The sequence below is a fragment of the Streptomyces marokkonensis genome, assembly GCF_008312835.1.
Lineage (GTDB): Bacteria > Actinomycetota > Actinomycetes > Streptomycetales > Streptomycetaceae > Streptomyces > Streptomyces marokkonensis_A.
On the sequence record NZ_VSKS01000001.1, the window covers coordinates 29482 to 53828 of the forward strand.

General features: G+C 71.6%; 25 protein-coding genes. 14 read left to right on the forward strand and 11 right to left on the reverse strand.

All coding sequences use genetic code 11. The annotated features are described in order from the left end of the window. Positions 1-215: 215 nt before the first annotated feature. A complete protein-coding gene (gene recA / locus F1615_RS00120; RefSeq protein ID WP_149546750.1) occupies positions 216-1334 on the forward strand; it encodes a recombinase RecA in 1119 nt (372 codons plus the stop codon). A gap of 3 nt (positions 1335-1337) precedes the next feature. Beyond that, positions 1338-2147 carry a recombination regulator RecX gene (gene recX / locus F1615_RS00125; protein ID WP_149546751.1) on the forward strand — a complete coding sequence of 270 codons (810 nt, stop codon included), beginning with the start codon at positions 1338-1340 and terminating at the stop codon, positions 2145-2147. A gap of 24 nt (positions 2148-2171) precedes the next feature. Here the strand turns inward: recX and F1615_RS00130 are convergent, their stop codons facing one another. Together F1615_RS00130 and F1615_RS00135 are read right to left on the reverse strand one after the other, a co-directional pair. Continuing rightward, positions 2172-2849 (reverse strand): class F sortase, encoded by a 678-nt coding sequence (locus F1615_RS00130; protein ID WP_149546752.1) that lies wholly within the window; start codon positions 2847-2849, stop codon positions 2172-2174. 5 nt (positions 2850-2854) lie between these two features. Next, the gene (locus tag F1615_RS00135; protein WP_149546753.1) at positions 2855-3697 is read right to left on the reverse strand and encodes a DUF4397 domain-containing protein; all 843 of its coding nucleotides are present in this window, start codon (positions 3695-3697) and stop codon (positions 2855-2857) included. Between the two features lie 399 nt (positions 3698-4096). On the opposite strand from F1615_RS00135, the gene F1615_RS00140 reads away from it, so the two are divergent. Continuing rightward, on the forward strand, positions 4097-4621 hold the full coding sequence (locus F1615_RS00140) for a universal stress protein (RefSeq protein WP_244328591.1): 525 nt from the start codon (positions 4097-4099) through the stop codon (positions 4619-4621). Between the two features lie 32 nt (positions 4622-4653). Here the strand turns inward: F1615_RS00140 and F1615_RS00145 are convergent, their stop codons facing one another. Continuing rightward, entirely contained in the window at positions 4654-4977 is a 324-nt protein-coding gene (locus F1615_RS00145) for a helix-turn-helix transcriptional regulator (protein WP_149546754.1), read from the reverse strand. Between the two features lie 161 nt (positions 4978-5138). Between F1615_RS00145 and F1615_RS36060 the strand changes: the two genes are divergently transcribed. Beyond that, the gene (locus F1615_RS36060; RefSeq protein ID WP_244328592.1) at positions 5139-5774 is read left to right on the forward strand and encodes a universal stress protein; all 636 of its coding nucleotides are present in this window, start codon (positions 5139-5141) and stop codon (positions 5772-5774) included. Then, the gene (locus F1615_RS00155; protein WP_149546755.1) at positions 5767-6816 is read left to right on the forward strand and encodes a TerC family protein; all 1050 of its coding nucleotides are present in this window, start codon (positions 5767-5769) and stop codon (positions 6814-6816) included. The genes F1615_RS36060 and F1615_RS00155 overlap by 8 nt, the downstream gene beginning before the upstream one ends. 116 nt (positions 6817-6932) lie before the next feature. Here the strand turns inward: F1615_RS00155 and F1615_RS00160 are convergent, their stop codons facing one another. The 5 genes from F1615_RS00160 to F1615_RS00180 form a co-directional block, all read right to left on the reverse strand. Then, entirely contained in the window at positions 6933-8543 is a 1611-nt protein-coding gene (locus F1615_RS00160) for an FAD-dependent monooxygenase (RefSeq protein WP_149546756.1), read from the reverse strand. 294 nt (positions 8544-8837) lie between these two features. Then, positions 8838-9740: an amino acid ABC transporter permease gene (locus F1615_RS00165; RefSeq protein ID WP_149546757.1), complete on the reverse strand. Its 903-nt coding sequence runs from the start codon at positions 9738-9740 to the stop codon at positions 8838-8840. Beyond that, a complete protein-coding gene (locus F1615_RS00170; protein WP_149546758.1) occupies positions 9737-10414 on the reverse strand; it encodes an amino acid ABC transporter permease in 678 nt (225 codons plus the stop codon). Before F1615_RS00170 ends, F1615_RS00165 begins: the two co-directional genes overlap by 4 nt. Before the next feature lie 129 nt (positions 10415-10543). Next, positions 10544-11386, reverse strand: coding sequence for a glutamate ABC transporter substrate-binding protein (locus F1615_RS00175; RefSeq protein ID WP_149546759.1), 843 nt, complete (start codon positions 11384-11386; stop codon positions 10544-10546). A gap of 81 nt (positions 11387-11467) precedes the next feature. Then, entirely contained in the window at positions 11468-12244 is a 777-nt protein-coding gene (locus tag F1615_RS00180; RefSeq protein ID WP_149546760.1) for an amino acid ABC transporter ATP-binding protein, read from the reverse strand. A gap of 285 nt (positions 12245-12529) precedes the next feature. Here F1615_RS00180 and F1615_RS00185 point away from each other — a divergent pair, with 285 nt between their 5' ends. Together F1615_RS00185 and F1615_RS00190 are read left to right on the forward strand one after the other, a co-directional pair. Continuing rightward, on the forward strand, positions 12530-13216 hold the full coding sequence (locus F1615_RS00185) for a response regulator transcription factor (protein ID WP_149546761.1): 687 nt from the start codon (positions 12530-12532) through the stop codon (positions 13214-13216). A 9-nt stretch (positions 13217-13225) separates the two neighbouring features. Then, a complete protein-coding gene (locus F1615_RS00190; RefSeq protein WP_149546762.1) occupies positions 13226-14659 on the forward strand; it encodes a sensor histidine kinase in 1434 nt (477 codons plus the stop codon). Here F1615_RS00190 and F1615_RS00195 read toward each other — a convergent pair. Continuing rightward, a complete protein-coding gene (locus F1615_RS00195) occupies positions 14638-15633 on the reverse strand; it encodes a TAXI family TRAP transporter solute-binding subunit (RefSeq protein ID WP_149546763.1) in 996 nt (331 codons plus the stop codon). The genes F1615_RS00190 and F1615_RS00195 overlap by 22 nt on opposite strands. 106 nt (positions 15634-15739) lie before the next feature. Between F1615_RS00195 and F1615_RS00200 the strand changes: the two genes are divergently transcribed. From F1615_RS00200 to F1615_RS00210, 3 genes are all read left to right on the forward strand, one after another. Further along, entirely contained in the window at positions 15740-16147 is a 408-nt protein-coding gene (locus F1615_RS00200) for a MazG nucleotide pyrophosphohydrolase domain-containing protein (RefSeq protein ID WP_149546764.1), read from the forward strand. A gap of 95 nt (positions 16148-16242) precedes the next feature. Continuing rightward, on the forward strand, positions 16243-17760 hold the full coding sequence (gene miaB, locus F1615_RS00205) for a tRNA (N6-isopentenyl adenosine(37)-C2)-methylthiotransferase MiaB (protein ID WP_149546765.1): 1518 nt from the start codon (positions 16243-16245) through the stop codon (positions 17758-17760). Between the two features lie 82 nt (positions 17761-17842). Continuing rightward, positions 17843-18559 (forward strand): class III extradiol dioxygenase subunit B-like domain-containing protein, encoded by a 717-nt coding sequence (locus F1615_RS00210; RefSeq protein WP_149546766.1) that lies wholly within the window; start codon positions 17843-17845, stop codon positions 18557-18559. A 90-nt stretch (positions 18560-18649) separates the two neighbouring features. Here the strand turns inward: F1615_RS00210 and F1615_RS00215 are convergent, their stop codons facing one another. Beyond that, positions 18650-18922, reverse strand: coding sequence for an antitoxin (locus tag F1615_RS00215; RefSeq protein ID WP_149546767.1), 273 nt, complete (start codon positions 18920-18922; stop codon positions 18650-18652). Positions 18923-18945: 23 nt separating this feature from the next. Further along, the gene (locus tag F1615_RS00220; RefSeq protein ID WP_149546768.1) at positions 18946-19215 is read right to left on the reverse strand and encodes a hypothetical protein; all 270 of its coding nucleotides are present in this window, start codon (positions 19213-19215) and stop codon (positions 18946-18948) included. Positions 19216-19396: 181 nt separating this feature from the next. Here F1615_RS00220 and miaA point away from each other — a divergent pair, with 181 nt between their 5' ends. The 4 genes from miaA to F1615_RS00240 all read left to right on the forward strand — a co-directional run bounded on the left by miaA (position 19397) and on the right by F1615_RS00240 (position 24347). Continuing rightward, on the forward strand, positions 19397-20335 hold the full coding sequence (gene miaA / locus F1615_RS00225; RefSeq protein ID WP_149546769.1) for a tRNA (adenosine(37)-N6)-dimethylallyltransferase MiaA: 939 nt from the start codon (positions 19397-19399) through the stop codon (positions 20333-20335). Positions 20336-20443: 108 nt separating this feature from the next. Beyond that, complete coding sequence (locus F1615_RS00230) at positions 20444-20947, forward strand: hypothetical protein (RefSeq protein ID WP_149547207.1); 504 nt, start codon at positions 20444-20446, stop codon at positions 20945-20947. A gap of 62 nt (positions 20948-21009) precedes the next feature. Then, positions 21010-21879, forward strand: coding sequence for a diaminopimelate epimerase (gene dapF, locus F1615_RS00235; protein ID WP_149546770.1), 870 nt, complete (start codon positions 21010-21012; stop codon positions 21877-21879). Between the two features lie 299 nt (positions 21880-22178). Next, positions 22179-24347, forward strand: a complete 2169-nt coding sequence (locus F1615_RS00240; protein ID WP_149546771.1) for a RelA/SpoT family protein — start codon at positions 22179-22181, stop codon at positions 24345-24347.

Here is a 24347-nt window from a genome sequence, read left to right on the forward strand (position 1 = left end):
CTCGCGGGTGCCGCGTGGCGCGGCTTGACACAAAAATCGAACATCTATTCTTATGGGAGCGCCGGTGAGGCTCAGCGACGGGTGTTCTGTCCCGGTAGGGGTAGGAAAGCACCCGTGTTATCCACAGGCCGGACGTGCGTCGGGGCGCGTTGTCAGTGGCAGGCGTTAGCGTCTTTGACGTGAAGCGATCGACTCAAGCAAACCGGGTGGAACCCATGGCAGGAACCGACCGCGAGAAGGCGCTCGACGCCGCGCTCGCACAGATTGAACGACAATTCGGCAAGGGCGCGGTCATGCGCATGGGCGAGCGGTCGAAGGAGCCCATCGAGGTCATCCCGACCGGGTCGACCGCGCTCGACGTGGCCCTCGGCGTCGGCGGTCTGCCGCGCGGCCGTGTGGTGGAGATCTACGGACCGGAATCCTCCGGCAAGACGACCCTGACCCTCCACGCGGTGGCCAACGCGCAGAAGGCAGGCGGCCAGGTCGCCTTCGTGGACGCGGAGCACGCCCTCGACCCCGAGTACGCGAAGAAGCTCGGCGTCGACATCGACAACCTGATCCTGTCCCAGCCGGACAACGGCGAGCAGGCTCTGGAGATCGTGGACATGCTGGTCCGCTCCGGAGCCCTCGACCTCATCGTCATCGACTCCGTCGCCGCGCTCGTCCCGCGCGCGGAGATCGAGGGCGAGATGGGCGACAGCCACGTGGGTCTGCAGGCCCGCCTGATGAGCCAGGCCCTGCGGAAGATCACCAGCGCGCTCAACCAGTCCAAGACCACCGCGATCTTCATCAACCAGCTCCGCGAGAAGATCGGCGTGATGTTCGGCTCCCCGGAGACCACGACCGGTGGCCGCGCGCTGAAGTTCTACGCCTCGGTGCGCATCGACATCCGCCGCATCGAGACCCTCAAGGACGGCACCGAGGCGGTCGGCAACCGCACCCGCTGCAAGGTCGTCAAGAACAAGGTGGCGCCGCCCTTCAAGCAGGCCGAGTTCGACATCCTCTACGGCCAGGGCATCAGCCGCGAGGGCGGCCTGATCGACATGGGCGTGGAGCACGGCTTCGTTCGCAAGGCCGGCGCCTGGTACACGTACGAGGGCGACCAGCTCGGTCAGGGCAAGGAGAACGCCCGCAACTTCCTGAAGGACAACCCCGACCTCGCCAACGAGATCGAGAGGAAGATCAAGGAGAAGCTGGGCGTCGGCGTACGGCCCGAGGAGCCCGCCGCCGAGCAGGGCGCGGACGCCACGGGCACCGCTCCGGCCGAGCCGGCCGCGGTTCCGGCCCCGGCGGCCAAGGCCACCAAGTCCAAGGCCGCGGCGGCCAAGAGCTGACCCGTGACCCGACGAACCGACTGGGCCGAGTACGAGTTCGGCGCTTCCGGCGCCCCACGGGGGAGGGGCACCGCGGGCGGCGAGGGCCCGGCAGCGGGCGGTGACGCGGAGTACGACGACGGCACAGACACGGGCGGCCTCCGGGACGCGGGCTCCGGCGGCGGCCGGCGCGGCGGTGGCGCACGGACGGGCGGCTCGCGTGACGGCGGGCCGCGCGGTGGACGCGGGCGCGGACGCCGGACCTTCGGCGACGCGGCCGCGGCGGACGGGGGCGCCTCTTCCTCGTCGAGGGCGGAGCGGGAGGAACCTCCGGGGGACCCGGTCGAGCGGGCGCGGACCATCTGTCTGCGTCTGCTCACCGGGACCCCGCGCACCCGGCAGCAGCTCGCCGACGCCCTGCGCAAGCGGGAGATCCCGGACGAGGCCGCCGAGGAGGTGCTGTCCCGGTTCGAGGAGGCCGGGCTCATCAACGACAGCGCCTTCGCGGACGCCTGGGTGGAGTCCCGGCACCACGGCCGGGGGCTGGCCCGGCGCGCGCTCGCGCAGGAGCTGCGCACCAAGGGCGTCGACCCCGCGCTCATCGACGCGGCCGTCTCCCGGCTCGACTCCGAGCAGGAGGAGGAGACCGCCCGCGAACTGGTCGCCCGCAAACTGCGCGCCACCCGCGGACTCGACCGCGACAAACGCATCCGCCGCCTCGCGGGCATGCTCGCCCGCAAGGGATATCCCGAAGGGCTGGCCCTGCGCGTCGTCCGGCAGGCGCTGGAGGAGGAGGGCGAGGACACGGACTTCCTCGGCGACGAGCCCTTCTGATGCGGCGGGGCCCGCACCGGTCGCCTAGCGGTGCTCCTCGGCGGGGACGGCGTACACCAGCAGGTTCCGCTGGTAGCCGCCGCGTTCGCGGTCGTACGGGGGCGCGCAGGTCACCAGGGTCAGGACCGGCCGTCCGTGGCGCCGGAACACCTCGTCGGGGAGCCCGTCCTTGTCGACCACCTCGCGGGCCGTCACCACGTACCGGACCGGAGGCGCGTCCTCGCGGGCGACGGTGATGTCGTCGCCCTTCCGGACTCCGTACAGCTTGGCGAAAGCGCCCAGGTCGCCGGTGCGGTCGTCCACATGGCCGATCAGGACGGCGGAGCCGGCGGGGGCGCCCGGTGCGGGCCCGAAGCGGTACCAGCCGGCCTGCCCCGCGTCGCTGGGGATCTCCACCGTGCCGTCGTCCTCGACGCCGACGTCCTGGACCCGGGCGTCCAGGGAGACCCGGGGGACGCGCAGCGCCGTCGGTTCGGACGCGGGGCCGGACGTCCTGCCTTCGCCCGGTGCGTCGTCGTGAACCCCGGACGGGGTCCCGGCCACGGGGTCCTGAGCGAGCGGACGGGCGCCGAAGTCCGACGGCACCGAGGCTCCGGACGGCCACAGGGACCAGACCAGCAGCGCCGCAAGGACGACGGCGACGACCGCGGCGGCCCCGACGGCCGCCGCGGAAAACCGTCCGCTCCTCGCGGAGGATCGCATGGCCGTCAGTCGTTCCGGGCGCGCAGGCGACGGGCGGCCAGCAGGCCGGCGACCGCGACGGCGCCCGCGGTGCCCCAGGCCAGCCAGACGGTGGCGGACCCGTTGTCGGCGGCCATGGCGTCGCTCTCACCGGCGTCCACACCGTTCGGCGCGGAGTCCATGCCGCTGATCGTCTGTGTCTTCAGCGCGAGATTCTCGTCCTCGGCGCTGCCCCAGGCATAGACGACCGTGCTGGTGCCCTCGGCGAGGTCGAGGTCGGCGGGGCCGATGGCCACGGTGCCGGTCCCGGCCAGGACGACATCGGCGTTCACCGTGCCGGCGGGTACCTCGAGCGACTTCTCGTTCGGGTTGGTCAGGTCCCGGACGACCGGCTCGCCGCCCGCACGGACGTCCACGGCGGGTGCCGCGGCCACGTGGCGGACGGTCAGCCGCGACTGACCGGCCGGAACCTCGGAGGTGTCGTTGACGAACGCGGTGAGCGTGGGGTTGCCCTGCGCGTCGAGGTGGGCCGCGAGTGTGGCGTTCGCCCCGGCCGGGACATCGACGCTCTTCTGGATGGCGGGATCACCGTCGGGGCCCTCACCGTCAGGGAAGATCTCGATGTCGTAGGTGCCCGCGTCCAGGGGCTGGGGCTCGGTCAGGGTGCCGGGCTCGAAGTCGGGAAGCAGTTCGTTCCCGTTGGCGTACACGTCGACGGTGAGGCCCGGAACGCCGTGAAAGACGGACACGGACGCCTTGCCGTTCTCCTGCGCCGTACCCTCCGCGGAGGCGGGAACGGCCACGGCGAGGGACAGTACGCAGGCACCGACGGTGGCGGAGGCTATCTTCCTGCTGCGCGGGTTCGTCATCGGAACTCCCTTCGTGGGGGCCCGGTCGTACGTGGGGCCCGGCTTCCGGATGAGTGGCTCTCGGATGCACCGCGCGACGAGGTCTCCTCTCGGATGCTCAGCGGCCCCGAACCGGTTGGTCACCGGTGTCCGGCGGCTGTTCGTGTGTCGCGCGCTGCCGCGGTCGGCGTCACGGACCGCGTGACGCCTGATCCATTGTGAGAAGCAATGTGGCATTCCGCCACTTGTGTCACATGTGCACCAGTCAGGCCGTTATGACGACCCGGTGTCGTCGGTGTGGGTCGAGGAACACACGATCTCGGTTACGCGAAAAAACTTTCACGTAACTGTTGACGTGCTTTCTTGAGGGAGGAGACCCTGGAAGTGCCTCTCCCTCCTCGCCCGGAAGGTGCGACGATCATGAGCTCCCTCCGCCCGCCCTGCTCGCCCGCCGCGAACGCCGTCCCGGCGCCCGGTCGTTCACGCCCTCGGCGCCCGGTGGCCGCGGTGCTGGCCGACCGTCTCGACGATGTCCCTGTGGTGGAGGCGGCCGCCCGGCTCGCCGCCGCGCGCGGCGCACCGCTGCTGCTGATCGCGGTACTGCCGCCGCTGCCGCCGCGAGCCGTGGCGGCGCCGCCGGACGGCGTGACGGTCCGCGCGGTGCTGGGGCGCGCTCTTCCGCACCTGGCCCGCGTGGGGATCGGGTACGAGCCGGCCGTCTACCACCGTCCCGCCGGGCGGGGTGGCCGGCTGTGCGCGGCGAGGAGCCTGCTGGACGTGGCCATCGCCCACGGCTGCTCACGCATGGTGGTCTCCCGCAGCGGACCGGCGGGGCTCGACGCGAACACGGTGATGGAGGCGGCCGCGATCCGGGGCGGCCCGTTCGTCCACGCGGCTCCGCCCGTGCCCTGGGCGCCGCTGACCGCCACGCGCTCATCCGTCTGACGCGGACGCCGGGCGGCTTGCGAGGCTTAGCGTCAGGAGCCGGCTGCCGGAGTGTCCTCGCGGTGGATGAACGTCGTCAGCAGGTCACCGACAGGGTGGTCGGCCTCGCTGGGGTGGCGCAGGGCGACGGTGGAATCGATCGTGTAGCGGTTGCGGCGGCCGACGCGCGTGCGCGTCAGGTATCCGGCCGTTTCGAGGTCGGCGACGATCAGCTGTACGGCGCGTTCGGTGATGCCGATGCGCTCGGCGACGTCCCGGAGCCGCGCATCGGGGTCCTGGGCGAGGGCGATCAGGACGCGGGCGTGATTGGTCAGGAACGTCCACTGGTCGCCACGTGCGGAGGAGGGCCGGCTCATGGCCTTCATGATACGAAGCGGCCTTCGCCTGACCAAGAGCGTTTCGCGAAATAGAATTGGCGAAAAAATTTTCGCGTAACTCTTGACGGGTTTCAGGCGCCGAGTGATGCTGAAGACATCCCCCGATGTCCTCTCTCGTCCCCGTTGAAGGGGGTTTCTCGATGTCCGTCCGCACCCGGACCCGTCCCGCCGCGACCGACGCCCCGGCGCTGCCGGTCTCCCTGCCGCACCCGGTCACCGCGCTGGTCACCGACCGGCCCGACGATCTCGCCGTGGTGGACGCGGCGGTCCGTCTGGCCGCCGCCCGCAACGCACCGGTGCTGCTCGTCGCCGTCGCGTCCGCCCGGCGGCAGCCGGCCGACCGCACCCGCGCGGACGCGCAGACGGACCTGGCGCCCCTGGCCCGGGTGCTGCCCCGGCTGCGCAGCGCCGGTGTCGGCTACATCCCCGTCGTCCATCACGTTCCGGCTCCCGGCGACGGACGGATACGGCCCCGGGCCGCGGACGGGGTGCTGGCGCTGGCCGTGCGTCACCACTCGCCGCTGGTGGTCGCCTCCAGCCGGGGACCGGCGGGTCTGGACGCGCACAGCCTGACCGAAGCCTCCGCCCTGCGGGGAGGCCCCTTCGTCCACGCCATCGCGCCCGGCCTCTCGGACGGCGCCCGCCGCGGATGCCGGCACGTCCCGGCGGATCCGTCGCCCTCCGGGGCGCGCACCGTGTGGACACCGGCCCCGCAACGCCCGCCCGCCATCTCCGCCCTCCGACCCCGCCCGAGGAACTCGATGTCCCATGAATGATCTGTCGTTCACCGTCCCGCTGTGGGTGTGGGCCGCGGTCTCGCTCGTCATCGCCGTCATGCTCGCCGTCGATCTGCTCGCCCACCGCGACAACCACGTCATCGGGTTCAAGGAAGCGGCCGTCTGGTCCGGGGTGTGGATCGCGATCGGCCTGGCCTTCGGCCTGGTCCTGCTCGCGTGGCAGGGCGGAGAGGTGTCTTCCACCTACTACGCCGGATACCTGATCGAAAAGGCACTGTCGATCGACAACGTCTTCGTTTTCGCCCTGGTCTTCTCGTTCTTCGCCGTGCCCGACGCCTATCAGCACAAGGTCCTGTTCTGGGGTGTCATCGGCGCTCTGGTGTTCCGGCTGGTGTTCATCTTCGTCGGCGCCGAACTGCTGCAGCTCTTCTTCTGGACCGCCTACCTGTTCGGCGCGTTCCTCATCTGGACCGGCTACAAGATGGCCGTCTCCAAGGACGAGGAAGTGCATCCCGACCGCAACATCGTCGTCCGCCTGGTCAAGAAGATCGTCCCCACCGACCCGACCTTCCACGGTGGCCGGTTCTTCACGAAGATCAACGGGCGGCGTGTGGCCACCCTGCTTTTCGTGGCCCTGGTGGCGATCGAGGCCACCGACCTGATCTTCGCCGTCGACTCCGTCGCCGCGATCCTCGCGATCACCACCAACACCTTCCTGGTGTGGACCGCCAACGCCTTCGCGGTGCTCGGCCTGCGCAGTCTGTACTTCTGCCTGGCCGGGCTGCTGCGCCGCTTCGCCTACCTCCACTACGGGCTCGCGGTGCTGCTCGCCTTCGCCGGCGTCAAGCTGATCCTCTCCGAGACCCCCGTGGGCAAGCTGCCCATCCCCCTCACCCTCGGTGTCATCGTCGTCACGATCACGGTGTCCATCGGCTGGTCCCTCATCGCCACGCGTGACGACCACGGCGACCACGGGGGCACCACGCCGGGTGCGGGCATCGCGGGCGGAGCCGAAACCGGCCGGGCGACCGGGTCGGGCTCCGCCCCCTCTGCCCGCTCGCACGGTACGGAGCCCCGCTGACCGTCGCGGTCACTGCCCGCTCCACCGCTCTCGCGCAGGCGCCGCACCCGCGGCGCCTGCGGCCCGTTGTCCGTGCCCGAGGCCGACGCGGTGCGGCGACGAGCCGGCCCGGAAGCTCAGCGCGACGCCGCCCCGGCGTCCGCCCTGGCCTCCGCGTCCGCCTCACCGGGTCCGCCGAGCACCGCCTCGGCCGCCGTGTACAGATCCGCCGGACGGACCCCGCTCAGCGCGGTGACCAGGTGACCGTCGGGCCGTACCAGCAGCACGGTGTGGGCCGCCGCGTCCGGGTAGCTCTCGGCCACCAGCAGTTCGGCCCGGTGCGGCAGCGCCGAGACGGCAGCCGCCAGCCGGGGCATGATCCCGGCGGAGACCCAGTGCCGGCGGTCCCACACACCGGTACCCGGCGCGATCAGCACCACCAGCAGCGCACCCCGGCCGAGCCGGTCCCGCAGCCGGACGAACGTGCCGTCCTCCGCCGTGACCCGTACGTCCGTCACCGCCGAGCCGGGAGCCGTGCCGACGGGCGCCTCGCCCTCGAGCCGGCCGGGCGCGAGCGGGGAACCGGCGTACGCCCCCGGGGCACCCAGCGCGCCCTGACCCAGGTGACCGTCCATCAGGAGCGTGTCGTGCCCCCGTGCCGAGCCGGGGACGTAGGAACGCAGCCCTCCGCCGCCCCGCACCAGCGGCAGCGCCTGGTCGGCGGCGCGCAGCCGGGAGGCGACGATCGCCCGGCGCTCGGTCTGATAGCTGTCGAGCAGCGCCTCGTGCGGACCGTGGTGCCAGGCCAGGGCCAGCTTCCAGGCGAGGTTGTCGGCGTCGCGGAGCCCTTCGTCCAGCCCGTGTGTGCCCAGTGAGCCGAGCAGGTGGGCCGCGTCCCCGGCGAGGAACACCCGGTCGGCCCGCCAGCGCCGGGCCAGCCGGTGGTGCACGGTGTGGACCCCGGTGTCCAGCAACTCGTACGGCGGCGTCGGACCGCCGGCCCAGCCGGCCAGCGTCTCCCGGACCCGGGTGATCAGCAGCTCGGGCGTGACCAGGTCCTTGCCCGGCAGCAGCCAGTCCAGGCGCCACACCCCGTCCGGCAGCGGTCGCGCGGTGATCTCCCCGGCCGAGGGCCCGGACGTGCGCCACGGCGGCATCCGGTGCAGCAGCGCCTCGTCGTGCCAGGGGAGCTCGGCGCGCAGCGCGGCCACGGCGTGACGTTCCACCGCGGTGCGGCCCGGGAAGCGGATGTCCTGGAGCTTGCGCACGGTCGAGCGCGGACCGTCGCAGCCGACCAGGTAACTTCCGCGCCACCACGTGCCCGTCGAGCCGCGGGTGTGCGCGGTCACGCCCGAGGGTTCCTGCTCCATGGTGTCCAGCCTGCTGTCGACGGCGATCCTGACGAGCCGTTCACCGGCGAGGGCCCCGCGCAGGGCACCCGTCAGGACGTGCTGGGCGATGTGCAGGGGAGCGGGATCGGTGTCGCCGAAAGCGACCTCGCGCGTCACCTGCTTGCGCCGCATCGACCGCCATCCGGCCCAACGGGCACCGGCGTGCGCGAGCGGCACGCCGGTCAGCCGCTCCATGAGCGCGGCGGTGTCCTCACGCAGGACGACGGTGCGCGCCGGACGGGGTTCGTCCTTGCCCGGCCCTTCGTCGAGGACGACGCACGGCACCTCCTGACGTGCCAGCGCCAGTGCCAGCGTGAGCCCGACGGGCCCCGCTCCGACGACGATCACCGGGTCCACGGCGCGGCGCCCCCTGCCCGGAGTGACGTCCGAAGGGACGTGGAGGAACGGGAAGATGGAGCAGGGTGCACGATCACAGAACGTATGCAACCTATTGCCGGTGCTTGCGTCAAGTGACCGAAGGCCAGTGGCGATCATGAAGTGGGGCAGGCGCCCGCCCCTTCACTTGACTGTTCATCACATGAGTCCGGGGCGCACCGCTCATCCGCACCATCGGTGTCGGCCGGCGACTCGACATGACTGTGGCCCGCCGGGAAACGGCGGGCCACAGTCATGTCGGGCGTCAGGCGGGCGTCACTTCTCCGCGCCGGCCCCGTGGGTGCCCCCGACCTCGGCCGCGTTGAGGTCGTCGACGTCCTCCACGCCGAGCACGGCGCCCGTGCCGCGCTTGCTGCGGCGCAGGCGTCCCTCGAGCCAGGAGGCGAAGGAGGTGAGGATGAAGTTGAGGACGATGAAGATGACCGCCACGACGATGAAGCTGGGGATGACGTTGGCGTAGTTGGCCGCCAGCGTGCCGCGCGAGTTCAGCAGCTCGGTGAAGCCGAGCATCACTCCGCCCAGCGCGGTGTCCTTCACGATGACGACCAGCTGGCTGACGATCGCCGGGAGCATCACCGTGACGGCCTGCGGCAGCAGGATGCTGCTCATGGTCTGGCTCTTGCGCAGACCGATCGCCTGGGCCGCCTCGCTCTGCCCCTTGGGGAGGGCGAGGATGCCGGCCCGGACCACCTCGGCGAGGACCGAGGCGTTGTAGAGGACCAGGCCCGTGACGACCGCGTACAGCGGCCTGTCCGCACTGCTGACGCCCGTGGAACGGGCGAAGAACTCGTTGGCGAACAGCATCAGCAGCAGGACCGGGATGGCGCGGAAGAACTCGACCACGGCGCCGGCCGGGACGCGCACCCAGCGGTGGTCGGACATCCGTGCGATGCCGAGGACCGCGCCCAGCGGGAGGGCGATGACCATGGCGAGGCTCGCCGCCTTCAGCGTGTCGGCCAGGCCCGGAAGCAGGTACGTCGTCCATGCGTCGGCCGTGGTGAAGGGCTTCCACAGGGACCACTCCAGCTGGCCCTTGTCGTCCAGCACCTGCCAGACCCACCACAGCACCAGGGCGAGCAGGACGAAGAAGACGACCGAGAAGATCAGGTTGCGCCGCTTGGCCTTCGGGCCGGGGGCGTCGTAGAGAACAGAAGTCATCGCTTCACCGCCAGGCGCTTGCTCAGCCAGTTGAGGATCAGGCCGGTGGGCAGGGTCAGTACCACGAACCCGAAGGCGAAGACCGCGCCGATGAGCAGCGTCTGTGCCTCGTTCTCGATCATTTCCTTCATCAGGAGCGCGGCCTCCGCCACACCGATGGTGGCCGCCACGGTGGTGTTCTTGGTCAGCGCGATCAGCACGTTGGCGAGTGGCCCGATGACCGAGCGGAACGCCTGCGGCAGCACGACGAGCCGCAGCACCTGGCTGAAGCTCAGTCCGAGGGCCCGAGCCGCCTCCGCCTGCCCGACGGGCACCGTGTTGATGCCGGAGCGGATCGCCTCGCACACGAAGGCGGCGGTGTAGGCGACGAGACCGAGCACGGCCAGGCGGAAGTACTTGAGTTCGAAGTCGTCCGGCGCCCCCATCGTCACGCCGAAGATGTCGGCGAGGCCGAGCGACGTGAAGACGATGATGACGGTCAGCGGAATGTTCCGGACGATGTTCACGTAGGCGGTGCCGAAGCCGCGCATCAGCGGCACCGGGCTGACCCGCATGGCCGCCAGCAGGGTGCCCCAGATCAGCGATCCGATGGCCGAGAAGACGGTGAGCTGCACCGTGACCCAGAAAGCGCCCAGCAGGGACGGGTCGTCATAGTCTGAAAGAAAGTCGAACACGATCTCCCGCGCTTCCGGGTGTGTGACGTACGTGGCGGACGTGGCGCGCCGCCGCCGGGGGACGGGTGGGCGGCGGCGCGTCTGCGGATCCCCGCGTCGCCGCGGGGATCCTGCGTCGGCGGAGTCCGGTTACTGGACGATCTGGCCGATCTCCGGGGCCTTCTCGTTCTTGTAGTTCGCCGGGCCGAAGTTCTCGTCGACGGCCTTCTGCCACGAACCGTCGCTGACCATCTTCTCCAGCGCGTCGTTGACCTTGTTCACGGTCTCGGTGTCGCCCTTCTTGACGCCGATGCCGTAGTTCTCGTTGCTCAGCTTCAGGCCGGCGAGCTTGAACTTGCCCTTGTACTGGTCCTGCGCCGCGTAGCCGGCGAGGATCGAGTCGTCGGTGGTCAGCGCGTCCACCTGGCCGGTCTGCAGGGCGGACAGGCACTCCGAGTAGCCACCGCGCTCACTCAGCTGGGCCTTCGGCGCGAAGTCCTTCTTGACGTTCTGCGCCGAGGTCGAGCCGGTCACCGAGCACAGCTTCTTGTCGTTCAGGTCCGTCGCCTCGGTGATGTCCGAGTCGCTCTTGACCAGCAGGTCCTGGTGGGCGAGCAGGTACGGGCCGGCGAAGTCGACCTTCTCCTTGCGCTCGTCGGTGATGGAGTAGGTCGCCGCGATGATCTTCACGTCGCCGCGCGAGAGGGCGTTCTCGCGGTCGGCGCTCTTGGTCTCGACCCACTCGATCTGGTTGGGCTCGTAGCCGAGCTCCTTGGCGACGTAGGTCGCCACGTCCACGTCGAAGCCGGAGAAGGAACCGTCCGGCTCCTTCAGGCCCAGACCGGGCTGGTCGTACTTGATGCCGATCTTGATCTTTTCGCCGCCGCCCGAGGAGGACGAGCCGCTGTCGCTGTCGTCGCCGCCGCAGGCGGTGGCGGTCAGGGCAAGGGCGAACACGGCGGCCGAGGCGGCGGTGACCTTGCGGAGCTTCATGGTGCACATCCTTTGACTGGTGAAGTGATGCGGCCCGGTCCATGTCCGGTGACGCAGGTCGTCAGGGCGCGGGGTGCGCCGTCAGTGGTGCAGGATCTTCGACAGGAAGTCCTTGGCACGGTCGCTGCGCGGGTTGCTGAAGAACTGGTCCGGCGAGGCCTGTTCGACGACGCGGCCATCGGCCATGAACACCACGCGATTCGCCGCCGAACGGGCGAATCCCATCTCGTGGGTGACGACGATCATGGTCATGCCGTCGCGGGCGAGCTGCTGCATGACTTCCAGCACCTCGTTGATCATCTCGGGGTCGAGAGCCGACGTCGGCTCGTCGAAGAGCATGACCTTGGGTTCCATCGCCAGCGCACGGGCGATGGCGACACGCTGCTGCTGGCCGCCGGAGAGCTGAGCGGGGTACTTATCCGCCTGCGCGCTCACGCCGACCCGGTCGAGCAGGGCACGGGCCCGCTCCTCGGCCGCCTTCTTGTCCTTCTTGCGGACCTTGACCTGGCCCAGCGTCACGTTCTCGAGCACCGTCTTGTGCGCGAAGAGGTTGAAGGACTGGAAGACCATGCCCACGTCGGCCCGCAGCCGGGCGAGCTCCTTGCCCTCGTCGGGCAGGGGCTTGCCGTCGATGGTGATCGACCCGGAGTCGATCGTCTCCAGCCGGTTGATGGTGCGGCACAGGGTGGACTTGCCGGACCCGGAGGGCCCGATGACCACGACGACTTCGCCACGGGCGATCGTCAGGTCGATGTCCTGGAGTACGTGCAACGCGCCGAAGTGCTTGTTGACGCTCTTCAGGACGACCAGATCGCCGGTCGCGGCCACATCTTCCTTGGCCACCGATACTTCGGTCATCGCTCTCAGGCTCCGTCCTCCTCGGTTTCGGAGGACAGTAGTAATCCTCCAGACCTGCGTCATTACATCTGAGGGGAATCTGAGCATCACGATCCGATAGCAATCGGACACCTGTCGTAGCACTTGTGAGCAGGGCTCATATCGGCCGGGTAACGGTACGAAAGCGCAACCGGAACCCTCTTGACGTCGTCCTCATGCATCGGCGTCACTGCAAGGTGCACGCGCGCGTGCACGCGTTTTTGTACACAAGGAGATCGTACGGCCGATGAATGGAAGGGGGCCCTGGTGAGACTGCTTCTCGTCGAGGACGACAACCACGTCGCCGCCGCCCTGTCGGCGGTGCTGGCGCGGCACGGATTCGACGTCACCCATGCGCGCAGCGGCGAGGAGGCCCTCCAGGCGCTCGTTCCCGGAGGCGAGGGCTTCGGCGTGGTGCTGCTCGACCTGGGGCTGCCCGACCAGGACGGCTACGAGGTCTGCGGCAAGATCCGCAAGCGCACCAGCACTCCGGTGATCATGGTCACCGCGCGGTCCGACGTCCGCTCCCGCATCCACGGCCTCAACCTCGGCGCCGACGACTACGTGGTCAAGCCGTACGACACGGGGGAGCTGCTCGCGCGGATCCACGCCGTCAGCCGGCGCAGCGTCCACGAGGAGGCCACGGGCAGCACGGAGACCGAGCTGCGCCTCGGCCCCGTCCGCATCGAGCTGCCGACCCGCCAGGTCAGCGTGAACGGTTCGGTCGTCCAACTGACCCGCAAGGAATTCGATCTGCTCGCCCTGCTCGCCCAGCGGCCGGGGGTCGTCTTCCGCCGGGAACAGATCATCAGCGAGGTGTGGCGCACCAGCTGGGAGGGGACCGGGCGCACCCTGGAGGTGCACGTCGCCTCCCTGCGCGCGAAGCTGCGCATGCCCGCCCTCATCGAGACCGTGCGCGGCGTCGGCTACCGGCTCGTCGCGCCCGGGGCGTAGCGGGGCCGGGTGCACACTCGCCTGCTTCCGCTGCTCATCGTCCTGATGGCGGCCGTCCTGCTCGCCCTCGGCGTACCACTGGCCGTCAGCCTCGCCGGCGCGCAGCAGCAGAAGGTCGTCGTCGACCGGATCGACGACACGGCTCGCTTCGCGGCCCTCGCCCAGTTCGTCACCGAGCCCGCCGACCCGGCCGGCGGCGACATCAACGAACGCCGCGAGACACTCAGCAGCGAGCTCCGCAGCTACCACGAGGTCTACGACATCCGCGCGGGTGTCTTCTACCGCAACGACTCACCCATGGCTCACGCCCCGGGGGACTGGTTCCTGCCCCGCACGGGCGAGGTGCGCGATGCCTTCGAGGAGGCGCTGCTCAGCCGACGCAGCCACGACCCGGAGCAGGTGTGGCCCTGGCAGCGGCGCAGCCTGGTGGTGGCCTCGCCGGTCATCCGGGACGGTGACGTCGTCGCGGTCGTGGTCACCGACTCGCCCACCGGTCAGATGCGCTCCCGCATCCTCCACGGCTGGCTGGTCATCGCCGCCGGGGAGGCGGCCGCGATGCTGCTGGCCGTCGGCGCGGCCCTGCGGCTGACCGGCTGGGTGCTCCGCCCCGTACGGATCCTGGACGCCACCACCCACGACATCGCCACCGGACGGCTGAAGTCCCGGGTCGCGGCGGCAGGCGGGCCGCCCGAGCTCAGACGGCTCGCCCGGTCGTTCAACGAGATGGCGGACAACGTCGAGAGCGTGCTGGAACAGCAGCGTGCCTTCGTCGCCGACGCCTCCCACCAGCTGCGCAACCCCCTGTCCGCACTGCTGCTGCGCATCGAGCTGCTCGCGCTGGAGCTGCCCGAGGGCAACGAGGAGATCGCCTCCGTCCAGGCCGAGGGCAAACGTCTGGCGCAGGTCCTGGACGACCTGCTCGACCTGGCGCTCGCCGAGCACAGCGAAGCCAGCCTGCAGGTCACCGACATCGGCGCCCTGGCCGCCGAGCGCGTCGCGGCCTGGTCGCCCACCGCCGAGGCCAAGGGCGTCCGGCTGACCGGCACCTGCCCGCCGACCACCGCGTGGGCCGACCCGGTGGCGCTGTCCAGCGCGCTGGACGCGGTCGTCGACAACGCGGTGAAGTTCACGCCCGGGGGCGAGACCGTCGAGGTGACCGTCACCTCCAACGGCGACGTGTCGACCGTCGTCGTCACCGACAACGGTCCGGGACTGACCGACGAGGAGCTGACCCGGGTCGGCGACCGCTTCTGGCGCAGCGGCCGGCACCAGAACATCAAGGGCTCGGGCCTCGGCCTGTCCATCTCCCGGGCCCTGCTCGCCGCGGGCGGCGGCTCGATCGCGTACGAGCGTCACGAGCCGCACGGACTGCGGGTGACCGTGACGGTGCCGAGGAACGCCCCCACGGGTGAGCCGGCGGCTCAGGGCTTGACGGACCGGTAGTAGCGGCGGGCGCCGTCGTGCAGCCGGAGCGGGTCGGTGTAGATCGCGGTGCGGACGTCGACGAGCTGGGCCGAGTGGACGTGCCGCCCGATGTTGTCCCTGCTCCTGAGCACGATGCGGGTCAGCCACTCGACGAGCCGGGGATCCACGTCCGTCCGGGTGATCAGGAGGTTGGACACCGCCATCGTCGGGACGGCCGAGCCGAGCTGGCTGCCCGGGTACGCCGATTCCGGCATGTTGGTGGCGCGGTAGTAGCGCGAGGCGCCGCCCTGATCGTGCAGCTCGGACACCAGGCCGGCGTCTATCGGCACGAAACGCAGCGCGGCCTGCTCGGTGTACGTCTTCAGTCCGTCCGTGGGCAGCCCGCCCGACCAGAAGAACGCGTCCAGCCCGTGGCCCAGCCGCTCCGGCCCGCTGTCGATGCCGTCCGAGGAGGGCTTGACGTCCGTCTCAGGATCGATGCCGGCCGCCTTCAGCACCCGGTTGGCGATGAGCCGGACCCCCGAGTTCGGCGGCCCTATGGCCACCCGCCTGCCCCGCAGGTCCTCGACCGAACGAATGTCCGAGTCGGAGGCGACGGCGAGCTGCACGTAGTCGTCGTACAGGCGCGCCACCCCGCGCAGCCGGCCGGCGCCCGGCCGGTCGTCCAGCTTGTACGTCTCGACCGCGTCGGCCGCGGCGATCGCGAAGTCGGCCTGCCCGGTCGCGACCCGCTGCACGTTCTCCTGGGAGCCGTCACTCGTCTCCAGCCGGACCTCGAGATCGGGCATGTGCCTGCCGAGCGACGTGCGCAGCAGCTCGCCGTACTTCTGGTAGACCCCCGAGCGGGTGCCCGTGCTCAGTGTGATCGTCCCGCCGGGCGGCTGCTCGCTCCACGGCGCCAGCCACCACAGCAGCAGTCCGAGCGCCACGAAGGCGGCGGCCGCGCCCCGCAGGGCCCGCCGCCTGCCGATCCGGGACAGCGCGTGGGACATGCGCGTGATCCTGCCAGCCCGTGTGGCCGCTGACCAGGGCGGAGCTCACAGACAGCGGCCGGCCGCCGGCCGGGGGAGTGTCCGTGGCGGCCGCTACAGTCGCGGCATGAGTGCTTCGCCCGCCGATCTGGTCCGTGACTTCCACCGCGCCTTCGGTCTCGACGCCCGCGACACACCGTCCGAGGTGTCGCCGGAGCTGGCCGCCCACCGGGGGGAACTGCTCGCCGAGGAGGCCGGGGAGGTCGCCGAGGTGTCGGTGACGGGGCCGCTCGACCGGCTCGCGCACGAGCTGGCCGACGTCGTCTACGTCGCGTACGGCACGGCGCTGGTGCACGGGATCGACCTCGATGCGGTGATCGCCGAGATCCACCGCTCCAACATGACCAAGCTCGGCCCCGACGGGCAGGTCAGCCGGCGTGCCGACGGCAAGGTGCTCAAGGGTGAGCACTACGAGGCGCCGGACGTCCCCGGGGTGCTGCGACGGCAGGGGTGGGCGCCGGGCGGGCAGGCCTGACGGACGCGGCCGGTGCTCCGCGCCGTCCGGCCCCTCGGGGCCGGCGGGCCGCCCGCGGCGGAAGGCCGGCCGCGGCACGGCCTACCCTTATGGGCATGAGCAGCATCGACCGGAGCCAGTCAGTGGGCGGCACGCGCACCTATGAAGTACGCACCTACGGGTGCCAGATGAACGTCCACGACTCCGAGCGGTTGTCCGGGCTGCTGGAGGACGCGGGCTACGTCCGCGCCCCCGAGGGCTCCGACGGCGACGCGGACGTCGTCGTCTTCAACACCTGCGCCGTCCGTGAGAACGCCGACAACAAGCTGTACGGCAACCTCGGCCACCTCGCCCCGAAGAAGGCGAGCCGCCCCGGCATGCAGATCGCGGTCGGCGGCTGCCTCGCGCAGAAGGACCGCGACACCATCGTGAAGCGGGCCCCCTGGGTGGACGTCGTCTTCGGCACGCACAACATCGGCAAGCTGCCCGTCCTGCTGGAGCGCGCCCGCGTCCAGGAGGAGGCACAGGTCGAGATCGCCGAGTCGCTGGAGGCGTTCCCCTCCACGCTGCCCACCCGGCGCGAGAGCGCCTACGCGGCGTGGGTGTCCATCTCCGTCGGCTGCAACAACACATGCACCTTCTGCATCGTCCCGGCGCTGCGCGGCAAGGAGAAGGACCGCCGCCCCGGCGACATCCTCGCCGAGATCGAGGCCCTGGTGGGTGAAGGGGTCTCCGAGATCACCCTGCTCGGCCAGAACGTCAACGCGTACGGCTCCGACATCGGTGACCGCGAGGCGTTCAGCAAGCTCCTGCGGGCCTGCGGGAAGATCGACGGCCTGGAGCGCGTCCGCTTCACCTCGCCGCACCCGCGCGACTTCACCGACGACGTCATCGCCGCCATGGCCGAGACACCGAACGTGATGCCGCAGCTGCACATGCCGCTGCAGTCCGGCTCGGACCCGGTCCTGAAGGCGATGCGCCGCTCCTACCGGCAGGAGCGCTTCCTCGGGATCATCGAGAAGGTCCGGGCCGCGATCCCGCACGCGGCGATCAGCACCGACATCATCGTGGGCTTCCCCGGCGAGACCGAGGAGGACTTCCAGCAGACCCTGCACGTCGTCCGCGAGGCCCGCTTCGCCCAGGCCTTCACCTTCCAGTACTCCAAGCGTCCCGGCACCCCCGCCGCCGAGATGGACGGCCAGATCCCCAAGAAGGTCGTCCAGGAGCGCTACGAGCGGCTGGTCGCCCTGCAGGAGGAGATCTCCTGGGAGGAGAACAAGAAGCAGGTCGGCCGCACCCTGGAGCTGATGGTCGCGGAGGGCGAGGGCCGCAAGGACGACACCACCCACCGCCTCTCCGGCCGCGCCCCCGACAACCGCCTGGTGCACTTCACCAAGCCGGAGCGGGAAGTGCGCCCCGGCGACGTGGTCACCGTCGAGATCACCTACGCCGCCCCGCACCACCTCCTCGCCGAGGGCGCCGTACTGGACGTGCGCCGCACCCGCGCGGGTGACGCCTGGGAGAAGCGCAACGCCGAGAAGGCGGAGCGGCCCGCGGGCGTGATGCTCGGCCTGCCCGCGGTGGGCGTGCCCGAGCCGCTTCCGGTGGCCACCGGGGGCTGCGCCGTCGACTGACCGAACCGGCCGGGCCCCCGGCGCCCGGCGGGGCGTACAGCCTTGCGGGGCCGGTCCCGAACGCCGCAGTAGGCTGCTGATCATGCTTGTCGCCGCCGCAGTCTGCCCCTGCCCGCCACTGCTCGTGCCCGAGGTCGCCGCGGGCGCCGCCCCCGAGCTGGACACCGCGCGCGCGGCCTGTGCGGACGCGCTGGGCGTGCTCGCCGCGGCTCGGCCCGATCTGCTCGTGGTGGTCGGACCGGGGGACGGCGCCGGCGTCGAGAGCTACCCGGAGGGCACCCCGGGATCCTTCCGCGGCTTCGGCGTCGACCTGGACGTACGGCTGGGGCAGGGCGAGGACAGGTCCGGGCGACACCTTCCGTACGGGCTCGCCGTGGGCGCCTGGCTGCTGGGCCGGACGGGGTGGGCGGACGCTCCCGTCGAGGGACGGGGCGTGGGGGAAGCTCTCACCGCCGAGCGGTGTGCCGAGGAGGGAGAGGCCCTCGCGGGCCGGGCGGAGCGGGTGGCGCTGCTGGTGATGGGCGACGCCAGCGCCTGCCGCACACTGAAGGCGCCGGGCTACCTCGACGATCGGGCGGCCCCCTTCGACGCGGAACTCGCCCGCGCCCTGGGCGCCGCCGACACCGGAGCGCTGCGTGCGCTGGACAGCGGACTGGCGCTCGAGTTGAAGGTGTCCGGCCGCGCCCCCTGGCAGGTGCTCGCCGGCGCGGCGTCCGGGAACGGGGAGCTGAAGGGCGCGCTGCTCTACGAGGACGCCCCGTACGGGGTGGGCTACATCGTGGCCACCTGGTCCCGGTGACCTGGCGGCGGCCGGAACCCGCCCGGACAGCGGCGGACGGCCGGGAGCGCTCGATGCGCCCCACGACCGTCCGCCGGTGTGCCGCCCGGCTCAGGAAGCGGGCGGAGGTCCGGCCGGCGGCGTGGTGGTGCCCCCCGCGCCCGGACCGGGCTCGTTCCTGTGCGTGAAGCGGTCCACGGCGCTTTTCGCCTTGCCCGTACCCGACTGGATCCGGTCGCTGTACTTGCCCTTGGTCCGCGCGTCGACGGTCCGCGCGGCTCTGTCCAGACCGTGCTGGATCCTGTCCTCGTGCCGCTGCGCGAGGCCGGAGACCTTGTCCCTGGCCGGGCCGAGTCCGGCCTTCAGATTGTCCAGCAGACCCATGATGTACCTTCCCTCGCGGCAATCTACGTGCGGGCGCCCTCACCGGCTTCGCTGCCGGCGGCCTCGGAGGACTGCTGCTTGGGGATGTCGACGGCCTCGGTGGCGGTGACCTCGCCGGCCTCCTTCACCGCGGGCTCGGCGCTCTTCTGCGCCTCGGCGGGTCCCTTCGGCTCCGCGGTCCCCGCCGCGCCCTCCGTTCCGGCGCCGGCCGTCGCCCCGTCGGCCTGAGCCCCGTCGGTCCGTGTCTCCTCCGTAGTCTTCGACCTCCGAAAAAGTCGTGCAAAAACGCCCATATCCACTCCATACGTTACTCGTGCGGGCGACATTCCGCGTTGCCCGTGTGTCCGTTCGTGTGACCCCGGTCGTCGCCACCGCGATCCGGCGGCATGAACCTCGCAACGGGCAACGACCCGGCGGACAGCACGTCACGTAACCCGATCGAGGGCCGGGTGCGAGGTTTGCGAGACTGGATCAGTGAGCAGCGCACCCCTCGCCCCCCGAGTCATCGCCGTTGTCGGACCCACCGCGGCCGGAAAGTCCGATCTGGGCGTCTTCCTGGCCCAGCGGCTCGGCGGCGAAGTCGTCAACGCCGACTCCATGCAGCTCTACCGGGGGATGGACATCGGCACCGCCAAACTGACGCCCGGGGAGCGCGGCGGTGTCCCGCACCACCTGCTGGACATCTGGGACGTCACGGTCACCGCGTCCGTCGCCGAGTACCAGCGGCTGGCGCGGGAGCGGATCGACGCGCTGCTCGCCGACGGACGCTGGCCGGTCCTGGTCGGCGGGTCGGGCCTCTACGTCCGCGGGGCCGTCGACAACCTGGAGTTCCCGGGCACCGACCCGGAGGTACGGGCCCGGCTGGAGGACGAGCTGACCCTGCGCGGCCCGGGGGCGCTGCACGCCCGTCTCGCCGTGGCGGACCCCGAGGCGGCACGCGTGATCCTGCCGGGCAACGGCCGCCGCATCGTCCGCGCCCTCGAAGTGATCGAGATCACCGGTAAGCCCTTCACCGCCAACCTCCCGGGCCACGACTCGGTCTACGACACGCTCCAGATCGGTGTCGACGTGGCCCGGCCCGAGCTGGACGAGCGCATCGCCCGCCGGGTCGACCGGATGTGGGAGGCGGGCCTCGTGGACGAAGTGCGCGCACTCCAGGCGCAGGGGTTGCGCGAGGGGCGTACGGCGTCGCGCGCCCTCGGCTACCAGCAGGTGCTCGCGGCCCTCGCCGGGGAGTGCACCCTCGAGGAGGCCCGGTCGGAGACCGTCCGCGCCACCAAGCGCTTCGCGCGCCGTCAGGATTCATGGTTCAGGCGCGATCCCCGGGTGCACTGGTTGAGTGGGGCCGCGGCGGACCTCGCGGAACTTCCACGGCTCGCGATGTCGTTGGTCGAACGACCGGTTACAGCCTGATCACGTCCTGGCATCGGGACGCCCAGGCCGTCATCCGGGCCTGTGACGCCGTGCCATCATCGAGCTTCGATCGACCAAGTGGAGTCCTAGTTGGGAGGGCGCGTGGCGATGGAGGCCGGCCCTCGCGACACCGCACACGGCACCGAACACCTCACCACCGAGCGGGGTGCACCGGAGCAGGAAACCGACCGTCTCAGCCCCGACGGGCCGGAGGAGACGCAGGGCGGTGTGACCGACGACGGCCCGGAGCCGGACGAGATGTTCGCGGGCGGCGACGAGGTCGAGGTGGAGCTGCGCCCGCAGCGCCGGCTGCGCATCTGGCAGCTCGCGCCCATCGTGGCACTGGCCGCGGTCGGCTCCCTGATGTTCGCCTTCCCGCTCGCCTTCGACTTCGGCGACAGCGGTGCCGTGATCGCCATGCTGGGACTGCTGATCTGCTCCTGTTCGGCGGGCTGGGGCATGATGGCCGCCCGCAGGGTGGGCTACACCTGGCCGGGCCTGCCGGCCCGGGGCTCCGGCCGCAGACCCGACTGGCGGGTCGTGGCCGCGTACGCGGTGATGGTCGCCGCGGTGGTGGCCCTGGCGGTGTGGCGGGTGGCAAGGCTCCGCTGAGGCCCCTCGGACCGCCCTCCAGGCGGCGACGCGCTGTCACCACCACCCCGTACGATCGAGGGATGAGCACGCGGATCGCCTTCCTCAAGGGGCACGGCACGGAGAACGACTTCGTGATCGTCCCGGACCCCGAGAACGCCGTCGACCTCCCTCCGGCGGCCGTCGCCGCCCTGTGCGACCGCCGCGCGGGCATCGGCGGCGACGGCCTGCTGCACGTGGTGCGGTCCGCCGCCCACCCCGAGGCCCGGGCGATGGCGGCCGAGGCGGAGTGGTTCATGGACTACCGCAACGGCGACGGCTCGATCGCGGAGATGTGCGGCAACGGGGTGCGTGTCTTCGCGCGCTACCTCCAGCGCGCCGGGCATGTGTCCGAGGGGGACCTCGCGGTCGCCACGCGCGGGGGAGTGAAGACCGTGCACATCGCCAAGGAGGGTGACATCACCGTCGGCATGGGCCGGGCGCGGCTGCCCGGGGGAGAGGTCACCGTGAGCGTCGGCGGGCGCAGCTGGCCCGCGCGGAACGTGAACATGGGCAACCCGCACGCCGTGGCCTTCGTGGACGACCTCGCCCACGCGGGCGATCTCCTCACCCCGCCCCCGTTCAGCCCCGTGTCCGCCTATCCGGACGGTGTGAACGTGGAGTTCGTCGTCGACCGCGGCCCGCGGCACGTGGCGCTGCGGGTGCACGAGCGCGGGGCCGGCGAGACCCGGTCGTGCGGCACGGGCGCGTGCGCGGTCGCCGTGGCCACCGCCCGCCGCGACGACACCGACCCTGCCGTCACCGGCACCCCGGCGACGTACACCGTGGACGTGCCCGGCGGGACGCTCGTGATCACCGAACGTCCCGACGGCGAGATCGAGATGACGGGCCCCGCGGTGATCGTCGCCGAGGGGGTGCTCGATGCCGAGTGGCTGGGGAACGCCCTGCGCTGACCGGGGTGCCGGCTCGGTATCCCAGCCCCCGGCCCGCCCGGCCGTCGCATCCGCAGGGCGGGGAGGGCCCCCGGCTTCGAGATCATGGGCGGACGGCCGGTCCCCTGGCCGAAAGCGGCCCCCGATCGACCTTCGCTCGATGGGGTGATCCGTTTCACGCTCGGCCGGAGGCGGTCAGCCCGACGGGGTCGGGCTCGGTAGCATCAAGCACCGGCCCGGACGGGGGGCGAACGCCGTCCCCCGAGCCCGAGTCCGCCCTGGGGCGCGCCGTCCGCCGGTCCACGCAGCCGGAGGTGCCCATGAACGCGGAGGCCGTGAATCCTGCGACCCCAGGCGCTGTGACATCTGGTCACGCCACACCCACGGGGTCCCGCAGGAAGGCCCGCCCGCGGCTGGACCTGCGCCGGCTGGGCCGTGCCGCACTGCTCGGCACCACCGCGCGCGACCGGCTCCCCGACGCCATCGGACACGTCGTCGACGCCCATCGCGCCCATCACCCCGACGCCGATCTCGAAATCCTGCGCCGGGCCTACCTGTTGGCCGAGTCCTCCCATCGCGGCCAGATGCGCAAGAGCGGTGAGCCGTACATCACCCACCCGCTGGCCGTGACCCTCATCCTCGCCGAACTCGGCGCCGAGACGACGACGTTGACCGCGTCCCTGCTCCACGACACGGTGGAGGACACGGACGTGACGCTGGATCAGGTGGGCGAGCAGTTCGGCGAGGAGGTCCGCTACCTCGTCGACGGCGTCACCAAGCTGGAGAAGGTCGACTACGGCGCCGCCGCCGAACCCGAGACCTTCCGCAAGATGCTCGTCGCCACCGGCAACGACGTCCGCGTGATGTCGATCAAACTCGCCGACCGGCTGCACAACATGCGCACCCTCGGCGTGATGCGCCCGGAGAAGCAGGAGCGCATCGCCAAGGTGACCCGGGACGTGCTGATCCCGCTCGCCGAACGACTCGGTGTCCAGGCGCTCAAGACGGAGCTGGAGGACCTGGTCTTCGCGATCCTGCACCCCGACGAGTACGAGCACACACGTGAGCTGATCGTCCGCAACGCCGCCCGCGCGGACGACCCGCTCGCCGACATCGCCGACGACGTGCGCAAGGTGCTGCGCGAGGCGGACATCGCCGCCGAAGTCCTCATCCGCCCGCGCCACTTCGTGTCCGTGCACCGGGTCTCGCGAAAACGCGGCCCGCTGCGGGGCGCCGACTTCGGCCGCCTGCTGGTGCTGGTGAACGAGGACGCCGACTGCTACGGCGTCCTGGGGGAGCTCCACACCTGTATGACGCCCGTGGTCTCGGAGTTCAAGGACTTCATCGCCGTACCGAAGTTCAACCTGTACCAGTCGCTGCACACCGCTGTGGCCGGCGGGGACGGCCAGGTCGTCGAGGTCCTCATCCGCACCCACCAGATGCACAAGGTCGCCGAGGCGGGAGTCGTCGCCCTCGGCAACCCCTACGCCGCCCCGCCGGAGGAACAGTCCACGGGCGACGGCGAACGCGTCGACCCCACCCGGCCCGGGTGGCTCTCCCGGCTGCTGGACTGGCAGCGGGCCGCGCCCGACCCCGACACGTTCTGGTCCACCCTGCGCGAGGACCTCGCCCAGGACCGCGAGATCACCGTGTTCCGTCCCGACGGCGGCACGCTGGGCCTGCCCGAGGGGGCGACCTGCGTGGACGCCGCCTACGCGCAGTACGGGGAGGACGCCCACGCGTGCATCGGCGCCCGTGTCAACAGCCGGCTGGCGACGCTGAGCACCGTGCTGAGGGACGGCGACACCGTCCAGCTGCTCATGGGCCAGGACGCGGCCTCCGGGCCCTCCCGGGAGTGGCTGGAGCACGCCCACACCCCGGCGGCGCGGATCGCCATCCAGCGGTGGCTGACCACCCACCCCGCACCGGACGGTGCGGCGGGGGCCGAAGCGTCCGCCGGACCCCGGCCCCCCGCGGACGACCCCGCCCTTCCGCAGGCGCCGGGCGCCCCGGAAACGGCGCCCGGCCGCCCCGCCGCCGCCCAGGTCCTGACCGACCGGGCCGGCGCGACGGTACGGCTCGCGGGCTGCTGTACGCCCGTACCGCCCGACGAGGTGACCGGCTTCGCCGTGCGCGGGGGAGCGGTCACCGTGCACCGCGCGGAGTGCGCCGCGGTGGCGCGGATGAAGAGCGCGGGGCGCGCGGAGGTCGGCGTGCGCTGGGGGGAGGGTGCCGAGTGCCGGGTCACGCTGGTCGCGGAATCGTTCGTCCGTCCGCACCTGCTCGCGGACCTCACGGAGGCCATGGCGCTCGAAGGCGCCGAGATCGTCTCCGCGACCGTGGAACCGCCCGACCGGCAGCAGGTACGGCACACCTACACCGTGCAGTTGCCGGACGCCGCCCACCTGCCCGCCCTCATGCGCGCGATGCGGGACGTGGCCGGTGTGTACGACGTGAGCCGGGCCCAGCCGCACGGCCAGAGCGCCTGA